Origin of the sequence: Paenibacillus favisporus, assembly GCF_040545415.1 — a bacterium.
GTDB classification, from domain to species: Bacteria; Bacillota; Bacilli; order Paenibacillales; family Paenibacillaceae; genus Paenibacillus_AQ; species Paenibacillus_AQ favisporus.
In genome coordinates this window covers 688,384-710,639 of the sequence record NZ_JBEPLV010000001.1, presented here as the reverse complement: position 1 = coordinate 710,639, position 22,256 = coordinate 688,384, and the positions used below count along the sequence as shown (strand labels likewise).

15 protein-coding genes are annotated in these 22,256 nt (G+C 54.7%); 1 reads left to right on the top strand and 14 read right to left on the bottom strand.

Annotated elements, in window-relative coordinates:
* Positions 1-103 precede the first annotated feature (103 nt).
* From ABID47_RS03450 to leuC, 14 genes are all read right to left on the bottom strand, one after another.
* A complete protein-coding gene (locus ABID47_RS03450; protein WP_354494920.1) occupies positions 104-1,978 on the bottom strand; it encodes an ABC transporter ATP-binding protein in 1,875 nt (624 codons plus the stop codon).
* Complete coding sequence (locus tag ABID47_RS03445) at positions 1,975-3,747, bottom strand: ABC transporter ATP-binding protein (protein WP_354494919.1); 1,773 nt, start codon at positions 3,745-3,747, stop codon at positions 1,975-1,977. The genes ABID47_RS03450 and ABID47_RS03445 overlap by 4 nt, the downstream gene beginning before the upstream one ends.
* A 412-nt stretch (positions 3,748-4,159) precedes the next feature.
* Positions 4,160-5,149 (bottom strand): ABC transporter substrate-binding protein, encoded by a 990-nt coding sequence (locus ABID47_RS03440; RefSeq protein ID WP_354494918.1) that lies wholly within the window; start codon positions 5,147-5,149, stop codon positions 4,160-4,162.
* 113 nt (positions 5,150-5,262) lie between these two features.
* Positions 5,263-6,081: an AraC family transcriptional regulator gene (locus ABID47_RS03435; RefSeq protein ID WP_354494917.1), complete on the bottom strand. Its 819-nt coding sequence runs from the start codon at positions 6,079-6,081 to the stop codon at positions 5,263-5,265.
* Positions 6,082-6,197: 116 nt separating this feature from the next.
* Positions 6,198-9,824, bottom strand: a complete 3,627-nt coding sequence (locus ABID47_RS03430; RefSeq protein ID WP_354494916.1) for a dynamin family protein — start codon at positions 9,822-9,824, stop codon at positions 6,198-6,200.
* 233 nt (positions 9,825-10,057) lie between these two features.
* The gene (locus ABID47_RS03425) at positions 10,058-10,330 is read right to left on the bottom strand and encodes an NAD/NADP transhydrogenase alpha subunit (RefSeq protein ID WP_076170940.1); all 273 of its coding nucleotides are present in this window, start codon (positions 10,328-10,330) and stop codon (positions 10,058-10,060) included.
* 32 nt (positions 10,331-10,362) lie between these two features.
* Positions 10,363-11,037, bottom strand: a complete 675-nt coding sequence (nth, locus tag ABID47_RS03420) for an endonuclease III (RefSeq protein ID WP_076170938.1) — start codon at positions 11,035-11,037, stop codon at positions 10,363-10,365.
* 89 nt (positions 11,038-11,126) lie between these two features.
* A complete protein-coding gene (locus ABID47_RS03415) occupies positions 11,127-13,862 on the bottom strand; it encodes an S-layer homology domain-containing protein (RefSeq protein WP_354494915.1) in 2,736 nt (911 codons plus the stop codon).
* A gap of 191 nt (positions 13,863-14,053) precedes the next feature.
* The gene (locus ABID47_RS03410) at positions 14,054-14,761 is read right to left on the bottom strand and encodes a GerMN domain-containing protein (RefSeq protein WP_354494914.1); all 708 of its coding nucleotides are present in this window, start codon (positions 14,759-14,761) and stop codon (positions 14,054-14,056) included.
* Positions 14,762-14,792: 31 nt separating this feature from the next.
* A complete protein-coding gene (locus tag ABID47_RS03405) occupies positions 14,793-16,232 on the bottom strand; it encodes an N-acetylmuramoyl-L-alanine amidase family protein (RefSeq protein WP_116229747.1) in 1,440 nt (479 codons plus the stop codon).
* A 281-nt stretch (positions 16,233-16,513) separates the two neighbouring features.
* Positions 16,514-17,188 (bottom strand): GerMN domain-containing protein, encoded by a 675-nt coding sequence (locus ABID47_RS03400; RefSeq protein WP_354494913.1) that lies wholly within the window; start codon positions 17,186-17,188, stop codon positions 16,514-16,516.
* Between the two features lie 31 nt (positions 17,189-17,219).
* Positions 17,220-18,722 carry an N-acetylmuramoyl-L-alanine amidase gene (locus tag ABID47_RS03395; protein WP_354494912.1) on the bottom strand — a complete coding sequence of 501 codons (1,503 nt, stop codon included), beginning with the start codon at positions 18,720-18,722 and terminating at the stop codon, positions 17,220-17,222.
* A 299-nt stretch (positions 18,723-19,021) separates the two neighbouring features.
* Complete coding sequence (gene leuD, locus ABID47_RS03390; RefSeq protein ID WP_354494911.1) at positions 19,022-19,624, bottom strand: 3-isopropylmalate dehydratase small subunit; 603 nt, start codon at positions 19,622-19,624, stop codon at positions 19,022-19,024.
* 14 nt (positions 19,625-19,638) lie between these two features.
* Positions 19,639-21,063 (bottom strand): 3-isopropylmalate dehydratase large subunit, encoded by a 1,425-nt coding sequence (gene leuC, locus ABID47_RS03385; protein ID WP_116229744.1) that lies wholly within the window; start codon positions 21,061-21,063, stop codon positions 19,639-19,641.
* A gap of 204 nt (positions 21,064-21,267) precedes the next feature.
* Here leuC and ABID47_RS03380 point away from each other — a divergent pair, with 204 nt between their 5' ends.
* Complete coding sequence (locus tag ABID47_RS03380) at positions 21,268-22,179, top strand: LysR family transcriptional regulator (RefSeq protein WP_116229743.1); 912 nt, start codon at positions 21,268-21,270, stop codon at positions 22,177-22,179.
* The last annotated feature ends 77 nt before the right edge of the window (positions 22,180-22,256 follow it).

Genomic DNA, 22,256 nt, shown 5'->3' with positions numbered 1-22,256 from the left:
AATTGGCTGTAAACGCACCGTTAACTTCCGGCGACCGGGGGATATGAAAAATATCCAACGATGTACCTACGGAAGACAATCCATTTTTAGCGAATCATCATCCTCAGACAAACCGGAACTGCGCTTCGATCAGACCATGGTACGTTCCCTGCTTCTGCATCAGTTCCTGATGGTTGCCTTCCTCCTTGATCTCGCCGTGATCCAGTACGACGATTTTGTCCGCATGGCGGATCGTCGACAACCGGTGCGCGACGATAAAGGAAGTCCGTCCTTTCAGGAGCACCTTCAGCGCTTCCTGAATTTTCAGCTCGGTCTCCGTATCGATGCTGGCCGTCGCCTCATCAAGAATGAGAATCCGCGGATCGGCCAGAAGCGCCCGGGCGAAGGACAGCAGCTGCCGCTGCCCCATGGAGAGCATGTTCCCACGCTCCTCGACCTCCGTATCGTAACCGTTCGGCAGCTTCATAATAAATTCATGAGCGTCGACGGCCTTGGCTACTTCCTCGATCTCCTCGTCGGTCGCGTCCAGCCGGCCAAAGCGAATGTTATCGCGGATCGTTCCTGAGAAAATGAACGTGTCCTGCAGCACGATTCCGATTTGGCTGCGGAGCGTATCCAGCTTCACGTCCCGGATGTCCAGACCGTCAATCGTAATTTTGCCCCCTGTTATATCATAGAACCGGCTGAGCAAATTAATGATTGTACTTTTTCCTGAACCGGTATGCCCGACGAGGGCGATCGTTTGACCCGCCTTGACGTCGAGGTTGATACCCTTGAGTGCCGGCCGGCCCTTCTCGTATTCGAACACGACGTTCTCCAGCTTGATGTCGCCGTGAATTTTCGGCATCGGCCGGGCATTCGGCTTGTCGTCGATATGCGGCTTCTCATCGATAAATTCGAAGATCCGCTCTGAGGAAGCCATCGCCACCAACAGCTGATTGTACATTTGGCCGAGCCGGTTGATCGGCTCCCAGAAGTTGCCGACATAGCTGGAGAAGGCGACCAGAAGACCGACGGTCAGCTGGCCCTCCTGTATCAGGTAAGCCCCGAACCAGAACAGGATCAAGGTGCCGATGCCCCCTGTGATTTCGATCAGCGGGCCGAACCCTTGGTTCAGCGTGGACGCGCGGTCCCACGACTTTTTGCTGTCCATGTTCATTTTGTCGAAAAACTTGATGTTCTCCTGCTCCTGCGTATAAGCCTGCGTAACGCGGATCCCCTGGATCGATTCGTTCAAATGCGAGTTGATCCGGGAGTTCTTCATGCGCACTTCCTGCCAGGCGCGGCGGATCTTGACCCGCAGCTTCGTGGAGATGAAAAACATGATCGGGACGGTCAGAACAACCGCAAGTCCGAGCTTCCAGTTGATCAGCATCAAAATGACCACAATCCCGACCAGCTGGACACAGTCGATCATCAGGTTGACGACACCGTTGGTGAACAGCTCCTGCAGGGAGTTGACGTCGTTCGTGATACGCACGAGCACGGAGCCTGCGGGCCGCTTGTCAAAGAAGTTGAAGGACAGCTTCTGGATGTGCTGGAACAAATGCGAACGCAGGTCGTAGATGACGCGCTGTCCGATAATGTTGGTCAGGCGGATCCGGTACGTACTCGCGATCCACTGAATAATGTAAAGAACAAGTGCCCCTGCCGTAAGCAGGTACAAGAGCGTCAGGTTCGTATTACCGTCTTTCGGCGCGATCGCCTTGTCGATCGCCTGACTGGTCAGGAACGGCACGGTCAGTTTCGTAATCGTTCCGAGGACCATCATCAGCAGGACGAGCGGCAGCATCTGCTTGGCATAAGGCTTCATATAAGCGAACAGCCGGGTCAGCTGGGACCAGTTAAACGGCTTTTCGATGACTTCGTCATCCTGATACACGAAGCGTTCACCGGTTACACCCGGCGTCTTCCCCTTCGGGTTGTTTTTATTTGCGGCTCCCGGCCGCTGTTTATTCGTTTCCTCTGCGGGATTCATGAGCTCACCTGCTCTCCTGCATTCCCATTCATCCGGGCAATGTGGTCTGCATATTGAATATGGTATACATCCTGGTAAGGGCCAGGAACCGTGATTAAATCTTCATGCTTGCCGCGCTGCACGATTTTGCCCTCGTTCAGCACGAGAATCTCGTCGGCATGCCGCAGGGAAGAGATCCGGTGGGCGATGATGAACGTCGTCCGTCCCTTCATAACTTCCTGGAAGCCCGACTGGATTTCATGCTCGGTTTCCATGTCGACGGCGCTCGTCGCGTCATCGAGGATGAGGATCTTCGGATTCTTCAGCAAGGCGCGCGCAATCGCGATCCGCTGCTTCTGCCCTCCGGAGAGGCCCATGCCCCGCTCGCCGACCACCGTATCGTAACCGTCCGGCATTTCCATAATGAAATCGTGGGCTTTGGCCAGCTTGGCGGCCCGGATGATCTCGTCCATCGTTACGTCCTTCAGGCCGTAGGCGATGTTATTGCGGATGCTGGACGAGAACAGGAACGTCTCCTGGAACACCGACGCGATTTGGCTGCGCAGGCTCCGGACTTGAATGTCATTGATGTTCTTGCCGTCCAGCTTGATGCTGCCGCTGTTGACGTTATACGCATGCATCAGCAGCTGGATGACCGTCGATTTCCCTGATCCGGTTCCGCCGAGCAGGCCGATGACCGATCCTGGAGGCGCATCCAAATTAATGTCCTGGATAGCGGCCAGCTTATTGCCATAAGCAAAAGTAACATGTTCAAAGGTGACATGCCCTTTCACTTCGTCGGAAGACAGAACGACGGCATTGTCTTTATCCTTGACGTCAATCGGCTGGTTCAGGAGCTCGAGCACCCGCTCCCCCGAAGCTTCCGACTGCGTGTAGTTGTTGATGAGATAACCGATATTCCACATCGGTCCGATAATGTACCAGATCAAGCTGAAAAAGGCAACGAGCTCGCCCAGCGACAGCGATTGGCGGATGACCAGCGTGCCTCCGACACCGAGGAGCAGTACGACGCAGATGGACGCGAGAAGCTCCATGACCGGAAAGTAGCGGCTCCAGAGACCCGAAGCGAAGATCTGGTTGTTTTTGTAGCGTTCGTTACGCACGGAAAACTTGTCGACTTCGTGAGGCTCACGCGCAAATGATTTGACCGTACGAACACCTGTAATGTTCTCTTGTACCGAAGTCGTCAGCGCACTCAGCGCCAGACGCATTTCCTGGAACGCCGGGTGGATCTTGCCTTCGAACTTCAGGGCGACAAACACCAGGAACGGGATGCTGATCATGGTAGCGAGCGTCAGCTGCCAGCTGATCGACAGCATCATGACCGCCCCGAACACAACCATCAGGATCGTGTTCAGAATTTGCGGGATGCCGAAGGCGATAAATTGCCGGATCGCTTCGAGATCCCCGGTCAGACGGGACATCAGGTCGCCGGTTCTGGCCGTGTCGTAATAGCGGAAAGACAAGACTTGCAGCTTCTCGTAGCAGCCGTTACGCAAACGGTATGCCAGATAGTTCCCCAGTCTTCCGCCGAGCATGCCGCTTAAAAACTGCATGACGGCTTTGAGGGTGACGACACCGATGACGGTGAGCGCCAGAGCGGGAACGAGCTCAAAATGCTTCGGAACGATCGCTTCGTCGATCAGCTTCCGGAGCAAATTCGGGGTAACAAGCCCCAGCGCAGTAGCTATGGCGAGGCAGAGTATAGATAAATAAAGAAAACTGCGCTTCGCCCAAAAAAAGCCCTGCATTTGCCTGAGAACATTCATGGTTCTCCTCCTTCGAGTCATGTGAATGCTTGAAAATCATTCGCGTTAAGTTGTGAACATTTATGAAGTTTAACACCGTCTCTCAGAGGCGGCAAAGAGGATAACAGCGCATATTTTCGCCGCTTTGTCAATGGTTCGGCATTAACTGGATATAATCCCGGTTTACTTATCAAATCATGCCAAATCCTCTCAATCTCTGCGCTTCCCGATAAAAAGCCGGGTGGGGCTGTAAAAGCGCTTCCTGACTTGGGGGAAAGCTTCCATTTTTCGGTGTCCGAAACGGTCTTCGTGAGGTTAGCATTAGAGTCAAGCACCGGCTTAACGAGCCTATCAAATCAAATAAAAAAAGCCCCTGATCAGGGGCCGAAAGAACCGGTAAGGGGAATATAGGCAGCATTTCCTTTATTGAATACTATTTCAGATTTAGGTTTCCAATAACGTCCAGCCCTTTCGACTGCCCCATGGCCAGCGGACCGACGATTTCGGTATCAACAACATAGACGTGATTGTTCTTAACAGCTTTTAACTGCTTCCATACGGCTTCATTTTGCAGCTTTTCCAAGGTAAGCTCGGCGGAGCCGGTAAAGTCCTTGCACAGGAAAATATAATCCGGGTCAGCCTCGCCAACGCCCTCCAGGCTGATCTCTCCCCAATCTTTCATCCCCGGAAACCTGCTGAAGCCGAGTTTGTTGTAATACGGCTCCATCCGGACGCCGCCATAATAATTGAAGCCTTTGTTCCAGGTCATCATAAACATCGCCGTTTTTCCCTTCACACCCGATTCTTTCATGCCGGCGGCGAGCGCCTCCAGCTTTTGATTGTAAGCGTCGATGTATGCCTGCGCGTTCTCTTCTTCTCCCGCAACTTCGGCGATTTTACCGATCGTGTCCTGCCAGTTTTCCGACTGATGGATTAAGATCGTCGGCGCGATTTTACTCAGCTGGTCGTAGATCTTCTCGTCGTTTTCCCAAGCGATGATCACGTCGGGATCCAGGGCCAGCAGCTTTTCCAGATCCGGAGCGTCGTTGCCGAGGTCCGCGATCTGTCCGTTTTTCGTAAACTCGTCGTACACGGGAAAGTTTTGCAGAGACTGCAGGCCGACCGAACCCGCGACCTGATCTCCCCTACCGATCGCAAACAAATGATCCGCATAAGGAAAATAGGTGACGGCGATTTTTTGGGGCGCTTCGTTCAGCACCGTGTCCCCCTTGTCATGATGGATCGTCCGGGGAAAGGCCGCGGCCGTCCCTTCGATGGATGGAGCACTGCTCTCTTTATTTGCGCCAGGTGCTTCCGGTTCGACGCCTCCTCCATTTCCGCAGGCTGCCAGAAGCAGGACAAGCATAAGGGAAGCCAACGGCAGCACGCCGTATCGTATAGCATGGTTCTTCCACTCACTCATTTTCAGGTACCCCTCGTTTCTTCGATGTATATGATAATGATTTTCATTATCATATACAGTATATACGGACAGGGCGCCTGCTGAGAATAGACATATTCCCGAATGGAAGTGGATTATTGCCCACGACGGGCTCGGAACTCGGTAGGCGTCACACCGACATGCTTTTTAAACAGTCTGCTGAAATAATGCGCATCGGCATAACCGACGCCAGCGGCAATATCACCGATGCTGCTGACGCCGGTTACGAGCAGATGCTTCGCCCACTTCATGCGGTACTGAATGAGATAATCGATCGGAAACAGTCCGGTGTACTTATGAAATAGGTAAGAAAACCGCTTTACGCCTAGGCCATAGAGACTGGCCAGATGCTCCAGCGTTAGCGGCTCCTGAAAATGTCCGTGAATGTATGCCGTCGCCTGTTCGGCAATGCTGGTTCCGCGATGGTCCCTGCCTTGGCCGGATCCCGTCAACAGATCAAACAGCAGCGCATAGAACAGCTCTTTGGTGCGCAAGTACTGAATGGGACCAGGTCGAAGGGCAGCCACATGAAGCGCAATCAGCTTATCCGTCAGCGCTTCATCTGCTGCCGCACGCCAGCCGAAATGACGGATAGTGCATGGAGCAGGAGTTCCGCCGGGAGCAGCAAGTTCGTAATGGATTAAGACATAGTCAAACCCATCATCACCGACCGCCAGCTCCAGCGTCATCCCTTTACCGCCGTGAACGACAATCCCTGGCCGGACGTCATACGCCGTTCCGTTAAACACAAATTCCGCCTTGCCGCGCAGTGCAAATACGAAGCCCGCACTGGAAGTCGGGCGTTCCTTCGTATGGCCGTTGTAATTACCGGGTTGAAGCGAAGTCATATAGACGCCGGTCACCGTTAAGACGCCGTCTGCAAACTGGCGGGCCAGTTCATTGGCCTCCTCCATGAATCTTCCCCCTGTAGCTTGTTCATTTCCGTCAAAATGGCGCCGTCCCGGCAGGCGGAAGCCATTGGCTGCCCCCATATGCAGAGGAGTCGTCATCTTCCTTGCCGGGGCACCTCCTAAGATGTCATACGTTTCTCAATATGAAGCAGTTCGGCTGCGAGGGTATCCCACGTCTCCGGCCGTTCGCCCTGTTCCAGCGAGGCGGTCAGCGCATCGACCGTTTCCTTCAGCTGCTCCCGCAGGGCGCCGGCCTGCCTATGCTGGGCATCCCCCATCCGCTGCGCGTAAAAATCAGACAGCAGCCCTTCCTGAGCGGATACTTCGCGGCTCAGCGCTTCCTTGATCTGTTCTTCTACAGCCGCACGCATTTTTTCGCGTCCTCCGCCTTCAAAGAAAGCCTTCGGCGATTTAAAAAATCCCCAGGCCGCGTTCCAGTCGACGATGCCTTCCAGCTGAACTTCCTTAAGCTCCGGCGTTTCCCACTCCTTCTCCTCCGGCGGATTCAGAACCAAACCGGCATCCAGTGCGGATATATCCTCTGTCGTCTGTACGGCGGCCGCATGCACGATTTGTTTGCCTTTGTTCTCCAATCGAAGCGTCGTGGCCAGCAGCTCCTGTTCCAGCTCACGGACGAGCGTCCGTTCCAGCTCGCGTCCGCACCCGGCAAACACCCGCTTCAGCTGACCCGCATCCTCACGCAGAACGGAAGGATGAAACGTTTCGTTAAAAAAGTCACCCATTCCGAAACCGATCCGCTGTCTGACGTGGAACAGCAGCTCTTTCGTTTCCTGTGCAATCAGGTTCCCCTGCTGCATGGTGGCAAACTGCCCGACAAGCCCCTTAGCCTGCTCGGCTGTCCGGACCAGCTCCTGCTTGCGCCGCTGCCTGCTGCCTGCATCCTGCCGGGACAGACGCGCCCATTCCTCCGCCCTTTTCCGTGCAGCCGAGACCTCGGATGCGGCGGCTTGAAGGGACAGCTTGGGCAGCTCTTCCCCGGCGAAGACTCCGAGCGCATCTTCAAATGCGCCGAGTCCCGATTGCGCCAGCATAGCTTCATCTCCGTCCAGCTTCGCCTCGAGCGCAGTCATGCTGGAGAGGGGGTAAATATGCGGCAGCCGGATGCCCCTGGCTTTCAGGTTGCCGTCCACATGCTTGACAACCTGCTCCAGCTCTTCCTGGGAAGCAGCCAGATCGGCCGCGTTGACGATGAAAAACATTTTATCGAGGGCAAAGCTGTCTTTCACCCGGCCGAGCTGGGTCAGGAACTGCCTGTCGCCCTTGGAAAACGCGTGATTATAATACGTTACAAAAACGATGGCGTCCGCCTGCTTCATATATTGGAACGTCACGCCGGTATGGCGGGCGTGCAGCGAGTCAGCCCCCGGCGTATCCACGAGCACGATTCCCTGCTCCGTCAGCGGAGAGCTGTAGTACAGATCAATCCGGTCGACAAAGCAAGATTTGGTCTCATCGGCTACAAAAGAGCGGTACTCCGTCATATCAACGGTTCGAACGCTGCCCAGCAGCGGTTTCGCCAGTTCCCAGCCCGCGGCGGCCGCCTTGAGAAATCCGTAATGCGGCAGGCCGGCCGGATGCACACCTTCCGGCTTCATGGAGCGTACCGCCTCGAGCCAGCCGTCGCCTTCCGGCTTGCTGAGCTGGAGGATCGAGAAGGAATACGCCAAATCGTCCTGGAAAGCCTCGGCCGACTTCATTTGCACCCTGGCCGTCCCGTGCGCATACTCACCCTCAGGCGCCAGGATGCGGTTGATCGCCGCTGTCGTCGGATGCGGCGAGACGGGCAGCACGCTGTCGCCGAGCAGAGCGTTGGCGAACGAAGACTTGCCGGCACTGAACGCGCCGAACAGTGCCATCGTGAACGAGCCGCCGGCCAGCGCCTCGGCTCGGCCCTCCAGCCCCCGCGCGGCGGAAGCCAGCGCGGGATGGCGCCCCAGCAGCGCAGCCGCTTCGCGCAGCTGCGCCGCGGCCGCGTCAAGCCGCTGGCGGCGGCCTTTGGCCGCGCCGCCCTGCTGCCCCGCCCAGCCATGCGGGGCGGGCTTCACAGCGGGCGCCGCTATCGGCGCGCCCGCATCTTCCCCGGCCGGCTGCGCAGCCGGCCGGGTTGGGGCGCTCACCTGCGGCAGAGTGCCGGGGGTGAGCGCCTGGTGCGGCGGCAGCAGGCGCGCCGCCGCTTCCTTGCGCGCCGCAATGGCCGCTGCCAGCTCCGTGTAGCGGGCCATCGCGGCGGACTGCTCTTGCAGCGCGGCCAGCTCCTGCTGTGCGCGCTGCTTGGCGGGCGCGGCGGATGCCTCGACATCCGCCAGCATCTCTTCCGCCGCGTCCAGCGCAGCGCGGCGGTACAGCGCCTTGATTTCTGCCGACAGCTTGCGGCAGTAATTCAGCAGGTATTCGCCGGACAGCACCGCTCCCGGCTCCACCGTGCCCTCCAGCAGTTCCGGTCCGATGACCGGCATCCGATCAGCAAGCTGCTGATCGCGTTCCTCGTTCCAAATCCGGTGGGACTGTCCCCAGCGGCGCAGCAGCTCCTGAAGATGCCACCCGATCTGGGAGGCGCACTGCTCCCGCAAAGACGACAGAAAGCCTTCCAAGCGCTCCTGCTTCTCCTGCTCCGTCTTCGCCCCGGCGAACAGAAAGCCCTTCTTGAAGCCCTGCTTACGGCTTTCGAGAAACAGCTGCGCCCGGTCCCGCAGATCGGCCGGCGTCAGGTTGGCATTCTCGAGCAGTCCTTCCGCCTCACGGCGGACCGCTTCCCGCTCCAGCTGCCGGATATTCGCAAACCGGTCGATCTCCTCCCTGAGAGCGCCCATCTCCCGTTCCAGTTCCGCCGCCTTCTCGGCGCCTCCCATCTCCTGCAGCAGCTGCTCCATGTCCTCCTGCAGCGAATCGGCGAACTGCGCCGTATGCTGCTCGGCGATATGACGCGCGGAACAGTCGATGCTGTAAGACAATAGCGGTCCCCGCTGGGCGATCAGCTCCTGCACCAGTCCATCCAGCTGAGCCCGCTGGTTATACGGATGCTCCGGATTCTTCAGCGAGATAAACAGCAAATTCTCGTAATGCACCTGCCACCGCTTGAAAGCCGCCTCCACTTCCTGGCGGTAGGTATCAAAGGATAACTCCCGCTCCCGGTGCTTATCGATTTGGTTAACGATCAGGTACAGCGGTTTGCCCCAATCCGACAGGCTCTTGGCAAACACCAAATTGTTTTCGGACTGGACATGGTTATAGTCCATCACATACAGAACGACATCCGCCAAATGAAGCGCGGAATGGGTCGCTTTTTGATGGCCGTCGTCCGTCGAATCCACGCCGGGTGTATCCATGAATACGCCGTGCTCCCCAAGCAGAGGAACATGATCCCACACTTCTACCGATGAATAGTCACCACCGTTGGTGCAGTACTCGTATAGTTCCTTTAGCGATACTTGAAGCGGGTCCGCGGTCTCTCTCGGGGCTTCATCCCCTGCGCCTGCGGCCGGATAGATCAAGGCGCGCGGCTCGCCATTGCGGATGGAGACGACGTTGGCGCTGGTCGGCACCGGACCGGATGGAAGCACCTTTCGTCCACATAAGGAATTGATCAGGCTGGATTTTCCCGCCGAGAAATGGCCGCAAAAGGCGATGGTCATTTCCCCGGCGTCTGCTTTATGTATTAAATCGTCGATGAGACTCGCCGATCTCGCATCGCCCCAAGCGGCAAGTTGCTCTTTCAGTGGCTGCAACGCAATAGATCCTTGGCTAGCTGTGGTTTGGACAGTGAACGACATGCTGACTACTCTCCCTTGTGTCAATTGACCGAATGAGGCGGCTCATGACGCTTTTTGCCGGAAAACCCATTCAAATAGTTTTATTTTAACATTCCACCGATGGGTTGGAAATCATTTTGCCGGACAAAAAAAATAAAACCGAATACCATTCGGTTTTATCCTGGGCCTTACGCTGCATATACAGGCCGTTAAATCGACGCGCTTTCCAGTTCCGGAATCAAAATTTCAAAGACTTTGCCGTGCTGCAAAATCGTCAAGCCACGGGACTTGTCCTTCATGACAACGACTTCAGGCTTAACGGACATCCGGTCCAGGTAATGCTCAGGCACGTCGCCCGAATGGCTCACCGTGATACCTTCGACTTCCTTCTCTTCGTTTTCACTCAGTTTGCTTTCCACAACCGCGTCAAAAATATCGGAAAACATTTCAAAATTGTCTGTGTACACCGAAATGCATTTCATCTAAATCCCATCCTTCTCCATCTTTGTTCTTCCTATCCTGTATGTTCCTTATCTTTTCTGATTTGGGACGTCTTCATACGTTTTTTTCCTTCACGGCACACATCGAGCAGCGGACATACCTGACATTTCGGATTCTGTGCCTTGCAGTGGTACCGGCCGAAGAAGATGAGCCTGTGGTGCGTGATCGTCCACTCATCCTTGGGCACCCGCTTCATCAGCTTTTTCTCCACTTCGAGCACCGAGTCCTTCCAGCCCGCCAGAGCAAGCCGCTTGGATACCCGCTCGACGTGCGTATCCACCGCAATCGCCGGAACGTCAAATGCATTCGACACCACCACATTGGCCGTCTTGCGTCCTACGCCGGGAAGCTGTACCAGCTTGTCATGCTCTCGTGGAACCTCTCCGCCGTACTGTTCGATCAGAATGCGGCACAAGTTGTGGATGTGCTTTGCTTTGTTCCGGTACAGGCCGATCCGGCGGATATCCTGTTCGAGTTCCTCCAAGGGAACCGAAACATAATCCTCAGGCGTTTTATACTTTTGAAAAAGATCCTTGGTTACCTTGTTTACCGTTTCGTCCGTACACTGGGCGGACAACAGAACCGCGATCGTCAGCTCGAACGCATTGCTGTGGTTTAATTCACAATGCGCGTCAGGGAACATCGCTCCGATCGTGTCCAAAATATAGCGAACGGTTTCAGCCTTCATGCAAAGTACCTCCTGCAAAAAAAAACGTCCTGACGCGGGTAAGAACCCCGCATCAAGACGGTGTATCTTATGACCATTCCCAAAGCATACTATTGTTTCTGTATTTCTACAATCGTTCCATTGTTTAAATACAATACAATAGTATCATTTTCTTTCAGGGATTGCACGGTCAATATCGTGTCACCTTGGTGAATATATGCGCCAGGCGAAAGCTTGTATAGGTTGGCATCATTGACATTTTGCCGTTTCACATATATTTCCTTCGCATAACTGTCATATTTCCAATACGTTTGGGTCGTTACGTTCAGCACCTTGACCACGGCATTGCCGCTTTCGTCCTTGCGGACTTCGACACGGTTGCCCGCAGCCAGGTTCCCCAGGCTCAGAGCGCTGCCGGCGTCATTGACGATTTTCGACCCGGTTCCCAGCTTGAACGTTTCCGTCGTGCCGGCATAATCCTTCACCGTAATGCTTGGCGATGCCGCAGAAGAATCCACCGCCGTGATTTGGCCCGTCGTCAGCTTCACGACTTGTGCGGCAGCCGCGTTTGTTCCGTTAAACGTCACGTTGAGGATCTGTCCGGCACGAATATCCGCCAGCTCCACCGCCTGTCCGTTATCTCCTGTCAGTGCGGCTTTGTCCAGATAGAACTGGCTCGTCACGCCATCCTTCTTCACCGTAATTCGGCTGCTGGTATAGTTCATGTCCACGACTTCAAACTGAACCGTCGATTTCAAAAGAATGGACGAAATGGCATCCTGCGTCGCATTCAGCACGAGGGCGACATCACTGCCGATCTTCACGTCGGACAGCGAAGCGTTGCTCTTGCCGTATGCCTGTACGGCCGGATTACTGTATGGCAGCACAAGGGTTTCCCCGCCAGGGGTGACCACAGTCATCTTCTTGGCAGCCGTATCGATCGCGGTTACCTTGCCGTCGTACTGGTAGATGACCTCAAGCGACAGCGCCCGGTTCGTCAGATAGCTGACGTTCACTTTACGGCCGGTCGTCAGCAGCGATTCGATGCCGGACAGCGTCGGATTGGCCGTGTTGTACACCAGTTTGGTTTTATCGTCGAGCGTCACAACGAACGGTTTTTTGTTCGCGTCCATCAGCGTGAGCAGCTTCGTCTTCGGTTCATAGGACACGACCGAGGCTCCGCGTTTTTGCTCCATCTGGCGGTTCAGCACTTCGATTTTGGTTACCTGCTCGTCAGGATTCAGCGTAATTTGCACCTGGTCGCCAGCGGTGGAATCCGCGATCAGGTCGCTAAGAAGCGGTGCGCTGATGCCGCTGATGACGATTTCCGGCTTGCTGGCAAGAAGCTTCACTTCAAGTGCTCCGCCGTCCCGCTTGTAGGTGATGGTCGAGCCGTTTGCTCCAACCTCATACAAGGATCCGCGGATCGTACGCTCCACTCCCTGTTTTAATTCAATGGATTGAATCATGTTGTTTCTGATCGTGTAATTAATGGTCGAGCCTGCTTTCAGTTCGGACGGAGACAGAATTTCATTCTGGTAACTGAAGAAGGAGTTGGCATCCCAAGTGTAGCTCTCGAGATTGCCCGCGTCATTTTTGATGACGAGCGACTTGGAAGCCGTATCGATGCTCTGCAGCGTTCCGGTGCCCGTCTTGTTCACGATCCCCGATTTCACTTGAACGATGACCGTTTTCTTGGCGGAGCTGAACGTTTCACGAGATACCGTTACCTTGCTGCCGACTGCGATAGCGGAAGGATCGATCTTCGCACCGTTCTGATCCAGGAACGTCGTGCCCGCATCATATGTAAACTGCTGGAACGTGTTGTTCGTTTCAATCCAGAGAATGTTCCCCGGAGACAGCTTCTGGAACGTTCCTTCCGTACTTTCCAGCTGAACGGTTGGATCCGTCACTTCCACATACCCTGCCTTCGACCCGCTGCCGATGACCATCACTTTGGTGTACGGCTTCAGTTCCGTAAAGGCAATCTTCGTTTCCGAATCCTTTGTAAAATATCCGGTTGACGCATCAAGGGCGTAGCTCTTCACACTGCCGTCTACATACAAATCAAGCTTATTATCGCTCAGCCCGGTGATGATGCCTTCGGCGGAGTTGTCGTACTTAATGTTGTTGTAGGCTTCGGCCCGGCTGAAAAAGGTCGCCAGCTGGGCACGCGTAACCGAACCTTGCGGATCAAAGCGGTTACCATCCACACCGTTCGTCAAGCCCAGTTCCAGCGCAACGTTCACAAAGCCGCGTTTTGATGCGGAAATCTTGCCGTTATCAGCAAACGTCGTGGCCTTCGAGGCTGCGGCGGAAGCTTGGCTTTCCTTGCCCAGGGCGCGGACCAGCACTTCGGTGATCCACTCCCGGCTCGCCTTCCGCTCGCCCCAGGTTCCCTTTTGACCGGTGGCCGCGCTTTCGGACGTCTTGTTCAGCAGGCTTTGCTGGAAAGCGAGTGCAACGTATGGCTTGAAATAATTATTTACGACGACATTCTCCGGCAGCGCAACGGCCGTGTCCGTGCTCAGCTTGTTCTGAAGCCCGGCAAAACGGATCGCCATCGTAACGGCTTCCTGCTGGGTCACATAATCGTTTGGACGGAACAGCCCTTTATCGCCGAGGATGATGCCTTGGGCAGCAAGCTTGTATATATGCTTCTCAGCCCAGAATCCGCTCTTGACGTCACTGAACTGGCCGACGGAAGCTGCTGTTACGCTCGCTCCGGTCGTCGCCGGGGTATCCGCGAATACGGCTGTGCCCGAGCTTAATGCCATCATACCGACCAGGACGGCGGAGACGACTTTTTTAGAAGGTAAGGAATGATTGCTGCGTTTCTGAACCATGATAGTGCCCCTCTCTGAAATAAATAGAAAGAACTAAAGCGGAGGCGCCCGTTCCCCAGGAATCATAGCTCCCACAAAGGATGCGCAACGCTCCAACTTTAGTTCGATACTATCAGCCATGCTCTAGCTGTATATAATTCGACATCCAGGAGCCGAGCTCCTGCTATATTTCCTGAATTTCCCCAAAAAAATCAGTGTCTTGTCATCGGATGCTCCAAATCGACATGCCCCATCAGGCTTTCCACCTTGGCGCCGTCAACCAGCAGCTCGATCGACTTCACTTCGTCAAACTGGAACAACGTGTTGTCGAGCGCGTCCAGGGCGAACTGCTCGCCCCCTGCACCGAGACGGGCCTCATCCGGCAGATGAATGTCGATGGTGAGCTGACCGTCCTTCATGCTCAGCGATTTAAGTTCCACCTTGCCCCAGAGAGGAACGAGGTCCGATTTGTCGCTGGCCTGCAGCGCTTCGAACGCCTTCTTATACTTTTCATCTTCGCTGCTGAAGCTGATTTCCTTCTGGGCTTTGTGCAAATCCAGCTCCTCAGGATCTGTATAATAGACATCGATATTCAAGCTTTTTTGGTTCGAATTCGTCGTTTGCGTGGACGTGGATTGGCCCTGGCCAGTCGCCTCTTGACCCTGTCCTTGCCCTTGCGAACCGGATGAGGCCTGACCTTGATCTGAACCTTGGTCCTGCCCGCTGTCGGAAGTAACGGCACCGTTGGTGCCTTCGGTTCCCGTTTCTCCGGCTGCCGTATCTCCGCCGCTGCCAGTCACCTGCTGATCGGAGGCCGTCTCCTGCTGCTGATCTGGTGCGGCGGTCGGCTTCTGGCCGCAGCCTGCTAAAGCAACCAACGCCAGAGCCAGAACCCCTGCACACCAAACTTTTTTATTCATTGACTTCCCGCCTCCTTGTTCCTGCGACTCATCATGATTTCACACCTAAATACTCTTTGATACCACTGACAATGCCTTTGGCAACCCGCTGCTGGAAGCTTTCCGAGAAAAGGGCGGCCTCGTCGTTTTTGTTGCTCAGATAACCGACTTCCAGCAGCACGGCCGGCATCTTCGTTTCGCGAATGACGTGGAAATTTCCGTAGCGAACGCCGCGATCCTTCAGTCCGGTGGCTTGTACCAGGTACTTATGCATCACGTTGGCCAGCGCCTTGCTGGCATCCCGCTGATAATAGGTTTCACTTCCTGTTGCCACAGAGGAGCCTGCACTGTTCGCATGAATGGAAATAAATACATCCGCCTTCAAATCGTTGGCGATCTTGACCCGTTCGCTCAGTTCAAGGAACGTATCGTCGCTGCGGGTAAGAACGACATCGATGTTTGGATCATTTTTGAGCAGAGCCCCTACTTTGAGGGCAACCGCCAAGTTAAACGCTTTTTCTTTTTTGCCGGAAACGCCTGATGCGCCAGGATCCTGATCACCATGGCCTGCATCAATGACGACGATTTTTTTGCCGCCTCCGCCAACTGGAGTGGAAGGAGTGCCGCTGTCTGATGTGTTCAAGTCGATGATGTACATCCCGTTTTCATTGGTCAGCTTATAATTTTTTGCATAATTCAGATCAATGACCACGCGTACCGTGGAAGGATTATCGTTATACAGCGAGTAACGGACTTTGGATACATCCGGATAGCCGCTGACGTTGATTGAGCCGTTATAATTGCTGTCCAGCGGAGAAGAACCGCTGAATTGATCCGAAAATTTCGCGTTCGTCAGATCGATGACGACCCGATCGGGACCGGTCATTTTAAAACTGCTGGCCTTAACCGACCCGCTGGTTGCGATCAGCAGCCGGTTGTCGCTGAAGCTGAGTCCATTGACGAGCCCGACGCTGCTGTCGTTATCACCGCTGCCGGGTACGGTTGTCCCGCCATTGCCTGCACCGGTGCCGGCATTTCCGCTGTTTCCGGAATTCGAATCCGGGGTAATTAAATATACCACTTTCTTCACATTATCCCAGCTGACGGTCAGTCCCATTTGCTCACTCACAAAGCGAAGCGGGACGATGACCGTGTCGGTGCGCAGAATCGGCGCGATATTAAGTGCAACCTTACTGCCGTTAACCGTAGCATTCTTTTGATTAACAACAAGCTTTATGACTGTCGAGTCCTTTTGTATGGTTACCGTGCCGGTCTTCTGCTCCCATGCGACATCAAATCCCAGACTCTCTCCGACCACACGAAATGGGATCATCGTATTACCCTTCACATTTTCAACCACTGCATTACCTGTTAGCTTCAGCTCATTGTCATTCAAAAAAATCTTTGTGCTCCCTGCCGCAGCCTGTCCATTATGAGGAAACGCCAAAATGAAGACAAATATAAACGCAAACAAAAAACCAAACTTCTTCATTATTCACCCCTACCATTCTCAAATTTTTCAACTGCTTTTTGACGTTTCGGCTTCGGCATCTTCGACATCACCAGACATTTATTAGACGCGAGCCCCCCTGAAAAGTTGCGAATATATTCCTCTATATGCAAAAGTTTTACTATGACTTTGGATGGACAAAACCGGGATTTTATGTATTGTCGATTCAAACACCCCTGCTGAAAAGCATGGTTTCCGCAAAAAAAACATGCCGACTCCCAATAGGAACCGGCATGCTTGTTCGTTATGATTGAAACGATGATCTACTCGCCTCTCTTGATCGGATGGTCGAGATCCATGTGGCCCATCAGACTCTCCACGGCTTGGCCGTCGACGAGGATGTCGATCGCTTTGATTTCGTCGAATTGAAACATCGTTTGCTTGAGCGAGTCGAGGGCAAATTGTTCCCCGCCCGATCCTAGCCGGGCTTCGTCCGGGATATGAATATCCATATGCAGCAGTCCAGTATCTTTGTCCAGCGACATTTTGGTCAATTCGATTTTACCCCACAGCGGAACGAGGTCGGGGCTGCCGCTGTCTTGAAGCGCTTTGAACGCCTCAACGTATTTCTCAAGAGGAACCTGGTAGCTGATCTCCTTCTGGGCTTTCTTCAACTCCATTTCCTGCGGGTCGGTGTAATATACATCAACGGTCAATTTCTGAAAGCTGGGCTGATCCTTAGCTGCCTCACCGGTTGATTCACCCTTGGGTTCCCCGGCCCCTCCACTGCTGTCATTGCCCGAATTGCTGCCTGCCGTACTTTCATCCGGAGCAGTGCCATCCGTAGCCGGCGGCGATGTGCTCTCGTCCGCTTGAATTGAGCTCGGTTCGGAAGCGCTCGCTGGCGGAGGAGGAGCCGTCTTCGCTTTCTGACCGCAGCCTGCTCCCACAATCATCACGGCGGACAGAAGAACTGCGCACCATATTTTTTTATTCACCATAACACTCCTTTCAGCCAAGTTCTGAATTCTATAAACCCAAATATTCCTTAATGCCGTTCACGATCCCCTGCGCGACGGACTGCTGAACGTTTTCGGAGAACAAGGTTGCCTCATCCTTCGGATTGCTCAGATAACCAGCCTCCAGGAGAACAGCCGGCATTTTGGTCTCCCGAATGACGTGGAAGTTGCCGTATTTCACTCCCCGGTCCGCCAGGCCGGTAGCCTGAACCAAATACTTGTGCAGCACGTTCGCCAGCGATTTGCTTGCATCACGCTGATAATAGGTTTCGCTGCCGCTCGCCGCAGACGAGCCCGCGCTGTTCGCATGGATGGATACAAATACGTCGGCATTCAGATCGTTGGCTATTTTAACACGGTCCTTCAACTCGAGGAAAGTGTCATCACTTCTCGTCAGAACAAAATCGATATTCGGCTCGCTCCCGAGAAGCTGTCCGACCTTTAGGGCTACCGCCAGGTTGAAGTCCTTCTCTTTCGTTTTCGAATAGCCGATCGTCCCGGGATCCTTCGCACCGTGCCCGGCGTCGATCACGACGACCTTCTTCCCGCTGCCCCCGACCGGAACCGTCGGCGTCTCCGAAGCTAAATTCAAGTCGACGATAAACATCCCGCTTCCGGACGGATCCGGGTATGCAGCATAGTTTTTGGCATAGTTCAAATCAATCACGATCCGAACGGTGGACGGACTGCTGCTGAACAATGAATACCGGATCCCTGAAACGTCGGGATACCCGCTGACGTCCAGCTTCCCTTGAGCGTCGGCGCTCAAGGGAAGCGTCTCGCCGAGTGCTCCTGAGAATTGGGTCTGCGGCAGATCCACGACGATGCGGTCCGGATTTTTCATCGTAAACACTTTCGGGACCACATTTCCGTTGCCGGAGGTAGCGATCATCAGGCGGTTGTCGCTAAAACTGATGCCAGTCAACTCGGCAACCCCCTCCTGGCCGGTCACGCCGGATCCTTCAGAACCGCCTGACGGAGCGGTGCCATCCGAATTGCCGCTCCCCGTATCAGGAACCGGTATCGTGCCTCCACTGCCTGCTCCTGTTCCCGGATCGGCTCCCGACGGATTCGATCCATCCGTCGACAGATACACAGTTTTGTTGACGCTATCCCAACTGACCGCAAGCCCCATCTGTTCGCTCACGAACCGGATCGGCACAACGACGCTGCCCTTCTGCAGGAGCGGCGGCTGATCCAGGCTCACCTTTTTGCCGTTCACGGTTGCCGATTTCTGCTTCACGACAAGAAGCATCTTGGTGCTGCCTTTCTGAATCGTGACCTTCTGCGACTTCTGCTCCCAATCTACGGCAAATCCAAGATTTTCACCGACCACGCGGAAGGGAACCATAATGCTCCCGTTCACGTTGACAACCCCTGCGTCCGCAGGCATGTCCAGTTGTTTCCCGTCCAGCACGATCTCCGTGCCGCTTGCCGCCGATACCGACGGCGCCTGGGCGCCGACAATAAAGGCGAACATCAATAAAAACAGTAAAAAGCCGAATTTCTTCATGTTCCACCTCTGACAAACTGATTTTTTGCTGCTGCTCGTGACAAGCCGCAGAATGTATGTATGAAAAAAAACATTAACGGTATTTGACCTGTAACAATTTCTGTGTTCTCATCTTATATTCCTGCTTGATTTTACAAATTTTTACCTGTTTTCTTTCCCAATTTATCCAAATATCGACCTCCCCTGTCTCCTTCGGCTCTTCGGGTATACTCCAGCGCCCAGCAAAAAAGCCCCCACACTCCTTATCGGAGCATGGGAGCTTATAATGAAGGGCAGTGTTGCCCATCCGGCTGGATAAGTTACGCGAACAAGCGAGCCGCGTGCTTTTGCTCATAGGCGGAGATGGCATCTTCATGCTGAAGGGTCAGGCCGATATCGTCCAGGCCTTGCAGCAGGAACTGACGGCGGTGCTCATCCAGGTCGAAATCGATATGCAGACCTTGGGCATCCGTGATCGTTTTGTTTTCCAGGTCGACGTTCAGCTCGTAGCCTTCATTTGCTGCCGTACGCTGGAACAGGTCTTCCACCTGCTCTTCCGACAGTTTGATCGGCAGAATGCCGTTCTTAAAGCAGTTGTTGTAGAAAATGTCTGCGAACGATGGAGCGATGATGCATCTGAACCCGTAATCCATGATCGCCCATGGCGCATGCTCACGGGAAGAACCGCAGCCGAAGTTCGCTCTGGAGATCAGAATCGAGGCTCCTTTATAGCGCGGCTGGTTCAGCGAAAACTGCGGGATGTCGTTGCCCTGCTCATCGAATCTCCATTCATAGAACAGAAATTGTCCGAAACCGGTGCGTTCGATCCGCTTCAAAAATTGTTTAGGAATGATGGCATCCGTATCCACGTTCACCCGGTCTACCGGAGCGACGAGACCTGTTAATTTCGTAAAAGCTTCCATGTTTATTCTCCTCCTTAGCTGCTGACCGCTTCCGTTTTGAAGTTCCAATCACGGACATCCGTGAACCGACCCTTGATCGCTGCTGCTGCAGCCATTGCCGGAGACACGAGGTGCGTGCGTCCGCCGCGGCCTTGACGGCCTTCGAAGTTCCGGTTGGACGTCGATGCGCAGCGCTGTCCCGGCTGGAGAACGTCCGGGTTCATCGCCAGACACATGCTGCATCCGGCATCGCGCCATTCGAAGCCCGCTTCGGTGAAAATTTTGTCCAGTCCTTCCTTCTCCGCCTGGATCTTGACGCGTCCCGAACCCGGAACGACGATCGCCGTTACCCGGTCGGACACTTTGTGCCCCTTGGCTACCTGGGCCGCAGCGCGCAGGTCCTCGATCCGGCCGTTGGTGCAGGAACCGATAAACACGTAGTCGATTTCGATTTCCGACATCGGCGTTCCCGGCGTCAGGCCCATATATTCAATCGCTTTTTCGGCTGCTTTACGTTCGTTTTCGGTCGGCAGTTCCGCCGGCACCGGCACGCGGGACGTAATGTCCGTACCCATCCCCGGGCTCGTTCCCCAGGTCACTTGCGGGATCAGGGTCTCCACGTCAAATTCCACAACGCGGTCGTATGCTGCGCCTTCGTCGGTGACGAGCTGCTTCCACTGCTCCACCGCTTGGTCAAAGTCGCTGCCTTGCGGCACGTATTGGCGTCCGCGCAAATATTCGAATGTCGTTTCATCCGGAGCGATCATGCCCGCTCTCGCACCGCCTTCGATCGACATGTTGCAGACGGTCATGCGCTCTTCCATCGACAGCTCGCGGATCGCTTCGCCCGTGTACTCAATAACATAACCTGTAGCAAAATCCGTGCCGTACTTGGCAATGACGCCGAGGATCATGTCTTTCGCCGTTACGCCGGGATTGCGCTTGCCGACGAAGCGCACTTCCATCGTCTTCGCTTTGGCCTGCTGCAAGCATTGGGTAGCCAGCACGTGTTCCACTTCGCTTGTGCCAATCCCGAACGCCAGAGCGCCGAATGCACCGTGAGTCGAGGTGTGGCTGTCGCCGCAGACGATCGTTTTGCCCGGATGGGTCAGACCGAGTTCCGGCCCCATAACGTGCACGACCCCTTGATCAATCGTATCCAGATCAAAGAGGGTGACGCCGAAGTCGCGGCAGTTCTGCGACAGCGTGTCGATCTGCTGCTTGGAGATCGGGTCTGTAATGTTAAAACGGTCTTTCGTCGGTACGTTATGGTCCATCGTTGCGAACGTCAGCTCCGGACGGCGCACCTTGCGGCCGCTCAGGCGCAGGCCCTCGAAGGCTTGCGGGGACGTTACCTCGTGGACGAGGTGCAAATCGATGTACAAAATGCTCGGCTTGCCTTCTTCCTGATGAATCACGTGGTTATCCCAGATTTTCTCAAACATCGTTCTTTTACTCATCACTGTCACCTCTTCATGGTTTCGTTCCTTGGAAGAGACGCCGGACAGAAGTCGATTCAGCCCGGCAGCCTCTTGAATTACACTAAATATAGCATTTGCAGCTTAATTGATCCAAGATATAATATCTATAAAAGTAATAGGATTTAACTATCAAGAAAAGCGTGTTTTATCCGCTACTTTATAGAAAGCAAAGGAAGGTGTCTCATGGAACTTAGACAGCTGCAATACGCACTCCAAATCGCCCAAGAGCGAAATTTCTCCCGAGCCGCCGAGAAGCTGCACATCGCCCAGCCCTCCTTGAGCCAACAGCTGTCCAAGCTGGAGAAAGAGCTCGGGGTGCTGCTGTTTCAGCGCAATACAAGCACAGTGGAACTGACGCATGCCGGGGCTTCCTTCATGGAGCAGGCCCAAAAAATTATGGACGCCGTGGAGCTGCTGCGCCAGGAAATGGCTGATATCTCCCAGCTGAAGAGCGGCAAGGTGGTCATCGGCAGCATGCCGATTACAGGCGCGCACTTGCTTCCGCATGTGCTTCCCACATTCAGACGCCAGTACCCTGACATCGAAATCACTCTGCTGGAGGACTCCTCCATGAACCTGGAGAAGCTTACGGCGGGAGGCAAGTCGGACCTCAGCCTGCTCTCCCTGCCGCTGCAGGAGCCTTCGCTGACATACGAGGTGATCGGCGAAGAAAAGATTGACCTCGCCGTACCGGAATCGCATCCGCTCGCTGCCAGAGCCAAAGCCGGGAAGCCGGTTCCGGTCCGGATCGATGAGCTGAGCGGGGAATCGTTTATCGTGCTCAAAAAAGGACAGGGCTTCCGCAAAATAACCTTTGACCTGTGCCAGCAGGCCGGTTTCGAGCCCAAGGTCGTCTTTGAGAGCAACAACATGGAGACGATCCAGTCACTCGTCGCCACGGGCATGGGCATCACGCTGGTACCGCGGTTTATCGCGCGGGCGCCGCGAAGCGAATTCGTGCCGGTATACCTTCCCCTTGCCGAGCCGGTGCCGAGCCGTACGCTTGTGGTCGCATACCGGCGCGGACGGTATTTGTCCAAAGCGGCGGAGGCTTTTATCGAAACGTTCAAGGAAACGCTGAATGATCTGGTCTAAAAAACGTGCAAAGGCCCGGGCGGAGAGCCCGGACCTTTTTCCATGTGCGGTTACCGGTTTGAAGATTGAGGTTTGAG

Excerpts from the sequence above, each read along its gene's own strand:
- ABID47_RS03435 (WP_354494917.1), bottom strand. The coding sequence starts at position 6,081 with ATGGAGGAGGCCAATGAACTGGCCCGCCAGTTTGCAGACGGCGTCTTA.
- ABID47_RS03395 (WP_354494912.1), bottom strand. The coding sequence starts at position 18,722 with ATGAAGAAATTCGGCTTTTTACTGTTTTTATTGATGTTCGCCTTTATT.
- ABID47_RS03415 (WP_354494915.1), bottom strand. The coding sequence starts at position 13,862 with ATGGTTCAGAAACGCAGCAATCATTCCTTACCTTCTAAAAAAGTCGTC.
- leuD (WP_354494911.1), bottom strand. The coding sequence starts at position 19,624 with ATGGAAGCTTTTACGAAATTAACAGGTCTCGTCGCTCCGGTAGACCGG.
- ABID47_RS03450 (WP_354494920.1), bottom strand. The coding sequence starts at position 1,978 with ATGAATCCCGCAGAGGAAACGAATAAACAGCGGCCGGGAGCCGCAAAT.
- ABID47_RS03380 (WP_116229743.1), top strand. The coding sequence starts at position 21,268 with ATGGAACTTAGACAGCTGCAATACGCACTCCAAATCGCCCAAGAGCGA.
- nth (WP_076170938.1), bottom strand. The coding sequence starts at position 11,037 with ATGAAGGCTGAAACCGTTCGCTATATTTTGGACACGATCGGAGCGATG.
- leuC (WP_116229744.1), bottom strand. The coding sequence starts at position 21,063 with ATGAGTAAAAGAACGATGTTTGAGAAAATCTGGGATAACCACGTGATT.
- ABID47_RS03405 (WP_116229747.1), bottom strand. The coding sequence starts at position 16,232 with ATGAAGAAGTTTGGTTTTTTGTTTGCGTTTATATTTGTCTTCATTTTG.
- ABID47_RS03410 (WP_354494914.1), bottom strand. The coding sequence starts at position 14,761 with ATGAATAAAAAAGTTTGGTGTGCAGGGGTTCTGGCTCTGGCGTTGGTT.
- ABID47_RS03440 (WP_354494918.1), bottom strand. The coding sequence starts at position 5,149 with ATGAGTGAGTGGAAGAACCATGCTATACGATACGGCGTGCTGCCGTTG.
- ABID47_RS03425 (WP_076170940.1), bottom strand. The coding sequence starts at position 10,330 with ATGAAATGCATTTCGGTGTACACAGACAATTTTGAAATGTTTTCCGAT.
- ABID47_RS03445 (WP_354494919.1), bottom strand. The coding sequence starts at position 3,747 with ATGAATGTTCTCAGGCAAATGCAGGGCTTTTTTTGGGCGAAGCGCAGT.